At 69.0% G+C, this 8726-nt stretch carries 8 protein-coding genes; 4 read left to right on the plus strand and 4 right to left on the minus strand.

What is annotated here, in order from left to right; translation table 11 throughout:
* Positions 1 to 64: 64 nt before the first annotated feature.
* The gene (locus ACG00X_RS20175) at positions 65 to 985 is read left to right on the plus strand and encodes a hypothetical protein (RefSeq protein ID WP_394490857.1); all 921 of its coding nucleotides are present in this window, start codon (positions 65 to 67) and stop codon (positions 983 to 985) included.
* On the opposite strand, the gene ACG00X_RS20180 is transcribed toward ACG00X_RS20175, so the two are convergent.
* Positions 982 to 3012: a sensor histidine kinase gene (locus ACG00X_RS20180; protein ID WP_394490859.1), complete on the minus strand. Its 2031-nt coding sequence runs from the start codon at positions 3010 to 3012 to the stop codon at positions 982 to 984. The two genes, ACG00X_RS20175 and ACG00X_RS20180, sit on opposite strands and share 4 nt — an antisense overlap.
* 111 nt (positions 3013 to 3123) lie before the next feature.
* Positions 3124 to 3831 (minus strand): response regulator transcription factor, encoded by a 708-nt coding sequence (locus ACG00X_RS20185; protein WP_394490861.1) that lies wholly within the window; start codon positions 3829 to 3831, stop codon positions 3124 to 3126.
* Positions 3832 to 3930: 99 nt separating this feature from the next.
* Here ACG00X_RS20185 and ACG00X_RS20190 point away from each other — a divergent pair, with 99 nt between their 5' ends.
* Complete coding sequence (locus ACG00X_RS20190) at positions 3931 to 4158, plus strand: hypothetical protein (RefSeq protein ID WP_394490863.1); 228 nt, start codon at positions 3931 to 3933, stop codon at positions 4156 to 4158.
* Positions 4159 to 4162: 4 nt separating this feature from the next.
* On the opposite strand, the gene sodC is transcribed toward ACG00X_RS20190, so the two are convergent.
* Together sodC and ACG00X_RS20200 are read right to left on the minus strand one after the other, a co-directional pair.
* Complete coding sequence (sodC, locus tag ACG00X_RS20195) at positions 4163 to 4690, minus strand: superoxide dismutase [Cu-Zn] SodC (protein WP_394490865.1); 528 nt, start codon at positions 4688 to 4690, stop codon at positions 4163 to 4165.
* Positions 4691 to 4740: 50 nt separating this feature from the next.
* Positions 4741 to 5118 (minus strand): hypothetical protein, encoded by a 378-nt coding sequence (locus ACG00X_RS20200; RefSeq protein WP_394490867.1) that lies wholly within the window; start codon positions 5116 to 5118, stop codon positions 4741 to 4743.
* Positions 5119 to 5330: 212 nt separating this feature from the next.
* Here ACG00X_RS20200 and ACG00X_RS20205 point away from each other — a divergent pair, with 212 nt between their 5' ends.
* Positions 5331 to 6605, plus strand: coding sequence for a prohibitin family protein (locus ACG00X_RS20205; protein WP_394490869.1), 1275 nt, complete (start codon positions 5331 to 5333; stop codon positions 6603 to 6605).
* A 6-nt stretch (positions 6606 to 6611) separates the two neighbouring features.
* Entirely contained in the window at positions 6612 to 8075 is a 1464-nt protein-coding gene (locus tag ACG00X_RS20210; RefSeq protein ID WP_394490871.1) for a hypothetical protein, read from the plus strand.
* Positions 8076 to 8726: the final 651 nt, after the last annotated feature.

The following is an 8726-nucleotide window of genomic DNA, read 5'->3' on the forward strand; positions in this document are numbered from 1 at the left end:
ATGCCCGTTGCCGTTGACTCCGCACACACCCACTCGCCGCACGCTGCTGCAACTGCTCGGTGGGTTGTCCATCTTCCGGCCGGCGATCTCTCGCCCGGCTGCCTTCCTGTTGAGCCCGGCTTTCAACGTCGGTCAAGCCCGCCGTTATCGGTTGGAAATTGACCAGCGCCGCGACGGTGTCTGCGCACTTCAGTGCGTGATGGATGTGAGCCTGGCCGTGCGTGCCCGCCAGGAGCAAGGTTGGGTATTGGACTGGTGCATCGACTGCTGCGAAGTGCTGGATGCCCAGCCCGACATGCGCCCCCTGTTGAGTGCCCTGGGCCGGTTCAGCGCCGGTTTCGCGATGGAGGTCCTCGTGGATGCGGGCGGGGCGGTGCTCGGGTTTGTCAATGCGGACGCCGTACAACGCCGCATGGCACAGAACGCTGACCAGGCGATCGAGGTCGCACAGACTGAGCGACCGCATGATCCGTTGCTGGCTCAGATACGGTCGGTGATGTCAGTCCTTGTCGGCAATCGTTCTGTGCTGGAGCACACCTTGCTGAAGGAACTTCGCATGCTGCTCGGGGGCCTGGGCCGCGAGTACCAAGTGGGTGAAGTGGAGGAGGTACAAACCCGCGTGCCATCGATGTTCGGCACCGGAGAAGTGCCGGTGCTGGGTCGCGTCTCGGTGCATGAAGCTCGGGTGGACAAGCGAGAGATCGAACTCGGGTGGCTGATGGTGATCGACACGCAGACCGCCGGCGCCGTGATGGCGCGTGAGTTGGCACAGTTGCAACCTGCAGACGGCAGGCGCAACCCGTGGGCGGCGCAGGGCGCGATGCCTTTGTACGAGGCTGCGTCCCGGCTGGACTTCGACGACCGGGCCACGCTGGTCATCGACCTTGACACTGCATGGCCCATTCGGGGTGAACACGTCCGTCGGATTTCCGCTGGAGCACGTGAGCGTCTCGAGGGCGTGCGTTGGACCCCGTTGCCCCGCTAGGCCCGCCGCAACCCGATCTCGAACACCACCCCATCCGCCATATTGCGCGCCGCAATGCGGCCGCCCATCTTGGCCAGATAGGTCTTGGCGACGAACAAGCCCTGGCCGCGCCGCTGGCCGTCCTCGGGTTCGGCGTCGCTGACGCCGTAGTCGAAGATGCGCGCGAGCTGGTCGTCAGGAATCAGCGGGCCCTGGTTGTGGATGTCCACGGCGGCCAGCTCGCCCTCCACGCGCAGCGCCAGCGTGATCGGCGTGCCGGGCAGGCGGTAGCGGTCGGCATTGGTCAGCACGTGGGTGATGGCGTCTTCCAGCGGGTATTCGTCGGCCTGTACCCAGCACGGCTCGGCGGCTTGCGCGTAGGCCACGTCGGCAATGCCCGCGTAGGCCGCGTTCTCGGCCACGCCGCGCAGAAAGGCGTCCAGGTCCAGCCGGGCGATGGCAAGCGTTGCGGCGGCCAGCGCCTCGCTGGGGGAGGCCTGGCCGTACAACACCTTCACGGCCTGCTGCATGCGCTGCACGTAGCGCCGGCTGGGGTCGTCGGCGGCGGCGTGCAGCAGCATCAGCGACTGCAGCGGCGACATGATCTCGTGGCCCACCGCATGCCATTGGTCGTGCTCGCGCTCGGCGCGCAGCTGTTCGCGGCGCAGGCTGTCGCGGGCGTGCTGCAGCAGGTCGGCCAGCGTGCCGGCGAGGATGCCCAGTTCGTCGCGCCCGCGCAGGCCGGCCACGTCCAGCGTGCCCGGCGCGTCGCGGCCGGGCTGCTGCAGCTGGTGCGACAGCGCCGCGGCGCGTTGGGTCAGCATGGCGACGCGGCGGATCACGCCCAGCTCGATGATGAGCCAGGCCAGGCCGATGGCGGCCAGCATCGCGCCCACGGGCCAGGCCAGCCGCGCGGCGCTGGCGCTCAAGGAGCGGTCCAGCCCCTGCAGGTCGCCGGTTAGCGTCACGTCGAAGCGCCCGGCCGGCGTCGTCACGGCGTCTTGCGCCGTCAGCGTGCGCGGCATGCCGGGCGCGGGCAGCTGCTGGATCAGCGCGGTCAGCCACGGCGATGGCCGCGCGGCGGTGTCTTCGGCGCCCTGCAGCAGCGCGACCACATGGTTGCCGCGCGTGATGCGCAGCGTTTCGCCCGGCGCCAGCCCGGTAGACAGGCGGGCCAGCGTCAGCGGTGGCTGTGCGCCTGGGGTGGCGCTGTCGAACAACGTGGTGTCGCCCGGGCCGAGCAGCGCCAGCCGCAGGCCGGTGCGGGCCAGCTCGGCCGGCGGCCATTGCGGGCCGCCGGGGCGGAACAGTGCCTCGCGGAAGGCCTCCACCGGCACCCGCAGCGAGATCGTCGTGCGGCGCAGGCAGGCCTCGTCCGGGGTCAGGCAGGGGCCTTCTCGCCACACCCAGCCGCGAAAGTCGCGCGCGGGCCGCGCCTTGCCCGGCAGCGTGCCATGGTTGGCGGCGCCCGCCACGATGAAGCCCGGCAGCTGGCCGCGCTGGGCGTCGCGCATCTCGACGGGCGCGAGCCAGTGCTGCGTGGCGCTGCCAAGCTTCACGGTCACGCTGACACGGTGCAGCGCCGTCAGGTCCAGCGCGCCGTGCTCGCGGCTCACGAGCGGTGGTGCGTCCAGGCTGGCCACGAGGTAGACGAAGCCGCCCGCGTAGGCGTTGCTGCCGACGGCTGCGCACAGGCTGGCGCCGCCGGGGTATTGCAGGCCGCAGCCGGCCATCTCGATGGCGCGCTGCGCCTTGGTCGCGTCGTCGAAGTCGATGGCGCCGAACGGCAGCACCAGTGGCGCCACCCAGCCCGCGTCCACCTGCGGCGGCTCGGGGTTCATCAGCGCGAGCTGCCCCGACGGATGGCGCAGCTGCGCCACCACCTCGGCCAGCGACTTCTCGAACGTCTGCTCATAGCGCTGGGCGTTGCGCTGGCGCTCCTCGTTCAGCAGCGCCACGGCCAGCGCCAGCGTGGCCAGCGCCAGCGCGATGAAGACGAGGTGAAAGACGATGCGGTTGCGGAACGCCGCGAGGCCCAGGCGCGGCATGTCAGCGCCGCCCGGCCGCCCGAAGGCGCTGACGCGCCCCCTTGGGGGGCAGCGAGCGAAGTAGGCGAGGGGGCTTCATGTCAGGCAGCGGCAGTTCGACGCGGCCGAGCTTCATCCGCCCGATGTCCAGCGGAACCCCCGCATCGGGATGTTCTCGATGCCGTCGAACGCCGGGTCCACGTCGCGGAAGGCGTCGCGGATGGTGGCGACATGCTTGCGCACGTTGTCGCGGTTGCGGCCGCTCTTCACCACGTCGAACAACTCCTCGTAACTGACCACCTCGCCGGTGCGCGCATGCAGCGTCGCGAGGATGCGCTGCGCCGTCAGCGGCAGGTTGATGCGCTGGCCGCGCCACATCGCGGAACGCTGCTTCAGCGGGTCCAGCAGCAGGCTGTCGTCGGCCGGCTTGGTGGCCGCCGCCTTGGGCGCGGGCTCGCGCAGCCGCGCGGTGCGCAGGATGTCGAGGAAGGTCTCGACGAACTCGGCCTCGTCGAAGGTTGTCTTCTGCAGGTAGTCCCAGGCGTCCAGCGCCTTCATGATGCTGCGGTAGATGGCCGCCGGCATGGCCGATACCACCAGCACCGGCGTGCCCAGCCCCTGCTTGTTGATCTCGTTGATCAGCGCCACGCCGGCATTGCGCTCGCGGCCCAGCTCGATGTCCAGCACGACAAGGTCGTAGCGTTCACGCCGCAGCGCGGCCTCGGCGGCGTCGCGGTCGAAATGCTGGTCGACCACCAGCTCTGGGCGGACGGCGCGAATCCAGCCGGCCAGCTGCGCGCTGGTGGTGGGGTCGTCTTCGATGACGGCGATGCGGGGCATGGCGGGGATTATGTGGAGCCCCGCCGGGGCTGAAGCGGAAGGAATCTTCCGTACGCCTTAGCATCTTCCGATGGCGACACTACCCGACTAGGAACCGGATTGCACCTGTCTTCGACTACGCTGGCTCAGCGCGTTCGATTCGCGCGCAAGACCGCCATCATTTGCAGCCTGTGCGGCTGGTTCGGCGCGCTCGCGCTGTGCCTCGTGACGTCGGTATCGGCGCTTTGGCTGGCTGGGCTGATCGCTTTGGGCTTGGTGCCTTACCTGTTGTCATTGCATGTGGTCGAGCCGTGGCTGGAGCGCCAGGGACACGACTGCAAGGACTGAGCGGCTACCCGCCAATCACCCCACACGCCACCCTTGCCCCGCCACCGCCCAGCGGCGCCGGATGGTCGGCATGGTTGTCGCCGCCGGCGTGGATCATCAGCGCGCGGCTCTTCACGTCGGCCAGCTTGAGGCGCGGCGCCAGCACGGGCGACGTGGCGCTGCCGTCGGCGGCCACGAACAGCGGGGGCAGGTCGCCGAGGTGGCCGTCGCCCCAGGGCTCGCCGTGCTTCTTGGTGCCGGCTGGGTCCAGGTGGCCGCCGGCGGCGCCGGCCGGCACGGTGGCGCCGTTGGCCTCGGCCGGCGCGCAGGACGGCTTTTCGTGGACATGGAAGCCGTGCAGACCGGGCGGCAGGCCTTTGAGGTCAGGGTAGAAAGCCAGGCCGTAGGGCGTCTCGGCGATGCGCACGCTACCCAGTGGCTGGCCGGCGCCCTGTTTGTCGGCGAGGGCGACGGCCACGGTGATGTCGGCGGCGAAGGCCGGCGAACTGGCCGCGAGGGCCAGGCAGGCGGCGGTGATGGCGATGGCTTTCATCGGCTGCTCCGGTGAAGTGGAGCGGCAAAGGATAGCAACGCAGCGTGGGTTCAGCGCTCGGTGCCGTAGCCGCTGGGCGGCGCTGCCTGCGGGCTTTCCGTGGGGCGCTGATGCCCGCAGGGCAGTTGCCGGCCGCGGCCCCAGACGGTGATGTGGCTCATGCCGGCCGACGGCCAGATGGAGACTTCCTGCTCGGTCTCGGTCAGCGCGAAGTCGTCGGCGTCGGAGGAGACGTTGGCATGCAGCTCCACGCTTTCGCCCGGGCGCAGCCAGAAGTCCTGCCCGTCAGGCTCGGTGACGAGCAGCAGCAGGTCGTTGCTCTTGTTGGTGACGCGCCGGGTCTTGCGCCGCTGCGGCGCCGCGTTGACGTGCAGAGACCCCCAGACCGATTGCCAGGCGCGCGCGAACCAATGCGAGGGCTGAGACATGGCGCGACTATGCCAACGAATGCGCGCAGGCACGAAGGTGGTGCGGTGAAGATGCACCTCGTTTGGGGGACGGGTCATCCCGGAAGAATCCTTCCGCAGCGCCGGAAGAGCTTCACCCCGCCGCGCTCTCGTCCCTTCCCGCGTGACCGGGAACCATGGCCGCCATGCATCGCACATCGTCGATGCGACATGACGCCAAGGAGTCCGTCACCATGCTGCACCGTCTCAAGTCCCTCGTCGCTTCCGTTCGCCATGCGTTTGGCCGCGGGGCCCGCCGTGGCCTTGAAACCGCCACCGCTGCCGCCCCGCTGGCCGGCCGATCGCTGCGCCGCGCGCTGCCGCCGCTGCTCCTGCTCGGCGCCGTGACCGCCGGCGGTTATGCCGTCGTCATGCACCCGCCCGTGCAGGCGGTGCCGCACGGGCAGGCTGCGCTGCGTACGAATCAGTTCAGCGGCGGCACCAGCGAGTTCCGCGACGGCAGCTTCATCCGCATTCCCGGCCTGCACGAGGTGCGCTTCTTCCCGCTGCGCGACCAGAGCTATCGCCCGGAGGCGCTGGCCAAGGCGGGCGGGCCGGCGCCGCTGCAGTCGGTGGAAGGCTTGTCGCTGGGCCTGGACATGACCGTGCGCTGGACGGTGGATGCAACGCGCCTGGCCGAGCTGTCGCGGAAGCTGCCGGACGATATCGAGGCCGACGTGATCAGCCCGGCCGTGCAGGCCGTCGTCTACAAGCAGATCGCCAAGCACACCGTGCGCGAGATCTTTTCGAGCCAGCGCGCGGAGATCGCGGCGTCGCTGGAGGCGGAGTTGCGCGCCCGCCTGGCGCCGGACGGCATCCAGCTCAAGGGTGTGCAGATCGGCTCGGTGGACCTGCCGCCGGATTACCGCCAGGGCATGGACCGCCTGCTGGCCGACAGCCTGGCCAGCGAACGCATGCGCTACACGCTGGAGATCAGCGAGAAGAAGGTGAAGGAGACCGAGTTCCAGGCCGCCGCCGACAAGCTGCGCCGCGAAACCGCCGCCGAGGCCGCCGGCCGCGAGCAGATCATCGCGGCCAAGGCACAGGAGGAAGCCATGAAGCATGTGCTGCCCTTCAAGCAGAAGCAGATCGAGCAGCGGGCGCTCGAAGCTCAGGCCGACAGCGCCGCCCGCATCAAGCAGGCCGAAGGCGCGGCGGAGGCGCGCCGCATCGAGATCGCCGCCGAGGCCGCCGCGCGGCAGAAGCTGGCCGACGCCGAGGCTTACCGCGTGGCGCAGGTGGGCAAGGCGAACGCGGGCCAGATGGCCACGGAGGGCGCGCTGCTGACCAAGCACCCGCTGCTGGTGCAGAAGGCCATGGCAGACAAGCTGTCTGACAAGGTGCAGGTCATCATCGCGCCGCCGGGCTCGGGCGGTTTCATCGGCAGCGCGCTGCTGGGCGGGGTGTCGCCTGCCGCGAAGGCCGCGGCGCCGGCCGGCGAGGCCGCCGGTGAAGCGGAGAAGGAGTAAGCCACCATGCGTCGTTATGCACTGATGGCCGTGGCGGCCACGCTGGCCGCCGTCTTCATCACGCAGGCCCAGGCGGCGGACTTCCCGCGCGCCGGGCTGGTGTCCCAGGACTCGCCGCTGCGCGGCGCGCCGCGTGACACCGCATCGCTGCAGGCGCAGCTGGGCCGTGGCGAGGCGCTGGAGATCCGCGCCGAGCGTGGCGACCACTGGCAGGTGTGGGACTACCGCCGCGAGCGTGGTGGCTGGTTGCGCAAGAGCCAGGTGCTGGTGCTGCCGCGCGGCGACGGCGCCTCTGCCGAGCTGCTGTCGCAACTGCGGCTCGCCCGCCAGCAGTGGGGCACCGAGGGCCTGGGGCTGGGCCTGGCTGCCGCCTATGTGCAGGCCGCCACGCCGGCCGAACTGGCGGGCCCGGGCGGCGCCGAGGCGCTGGACGCGATGGGCACGTTTGCCGAGCGCATCGCCGACAGAGCCTCGCTGCCCAATGCCAAGCTCGGCGAGGGCCAGCTGGCTGCGCAGATGGACGTGGCGGCACGCTACGGCCTGAAGTTCCAGCAGTTCGACAGCGAGGATGGCCGCGTGCAGGTCTGCTACGAGGGCGAGGCCTTCCGCCGCGTGCTGGCGGTGGCCGCGGCACCCGAGCAGCGCGCACGGGCCGCGCTGGCGCTGACTCGCCCCGACTGCCTGGACCCACATGCCACGGTGCGCGACGCCGAGGCGCGCGACCAATGGCGCCAGCAGGTGCTGGCCCAGGTGGACGCCGCCACACTGGCCCCGCACTGGAAGAACCGGCTGCTGATGCGCCGGGCCTCGGTGGCCGCCAGCCAGGCCTTCTCGCTCGCTCGCCGAGGCGCGGGTGGCGAGGCCACGGCCGCGCTGGGCGAGCTGGCCGGCGTCGTCCCCACCGAACTCACCGAGGACGACCAGGCGGCCTATGCGGATGCTGCGATGCGCGTCAACGCGGCGCGCTGGCTCGGCAGCAGCGCGGTACCGCGCGACTTTGGCGCCGTCCAACTGGCGCTGCAGCCGGGGGCCGACGGCGAACATTGCGTCGTGCTGAAGGAAGCAGGCCAGCTCGCGGCACGCCGCTGCAGCTTCGGCCAGGTGGCGCTGGCCTCCGCGTCGCTGAACCGGGAAGGCCGGGCGTTGGCCCTGGCCGTGCAGCCGCTGGATGGTTGGCGCGAGCTGTGGTTGTTCCTGAAGGACAAGACCGGCTGGCGTGTGGAGGTCCTGCCACCCGCGGCGGCGCAACCGGGGCTGGGTGTGGCTGAATTCGCGGGCTGGGTGCCCGGCGGGGCACAGATGCTGGTGGCCCGCGAGTCACGCGCGGATGGCAAATACCGCCGCAGCTTCGAGGTGCTGTCGCTCACGACGCTCGCCGTCGAGCGCCAGTCGGCCGAGCCGGCGTTGATGGGGGCGTTCCAGCGCTGGAGCGATGCAGCCTGGCGCGCCGGGTCGCCGATCCGCCGCTAGCTATATATAGAGGCGCGGCGGTGACGTCGTACGAGCAACCAGCAGCCCAACACCTGAAATTACTTCCCGTCTTCTTGCCTCCCCCGAAATTCCTGTGCTACAGTCGTGGGCTTCGCTGATGACAGCGCTGAGTTGAAAGACGCAGCGAGATGTTGGTGAAGGGTGGGGCAGAAATGCCTTGCTGGCGGATTTGAGTCGCCGAGTGCTTGAAAGAGTTCAAAAAGAATTTTTCAAAAGTACTTGACGATCTTGCGAAAGCAGATCAAAATCTCGCCTCTTTGCTGCTGACAACAAACGCAATGCGGATGTGATTGGCGGTGAAGGCGGAGTTGAAAGCGTTGAGAAAATAAATTTTCAAAAATGCTTGACAACGATGCAAACGGCGAATTAGAATCTCGCCTCTTCGCTGTAAACGATAAGTAGTTTGCAGCGACGTAAAGCGAAGGGTAAGTGCTCTGAGTTTTGCGATGTTCTTTAATAATTAACAGCCGATAAGCGTGGGCGTTTGAGGCGAAGTGATGTTGTCAGGTGACTGATGACGGTCCTTCGGACTTTAAACGCTCACGGAAATAGATTTGAATCATGCAAATGGTTTAAGTCGATTCCGTTGAGAATTCAAGATCGAACTGTAGAGTTTGATCCTGGCTCAGA

This window comes from Pelomonas nitida (assembly GCF_043555975.1).
GTDB classification, from domain to species: Bacteria; Pseudomonadota; Gammaproteobacteria; order Burkholderiales; family Burkholderiaceae_C; genus Pelomonas; species Pelomonas nitida.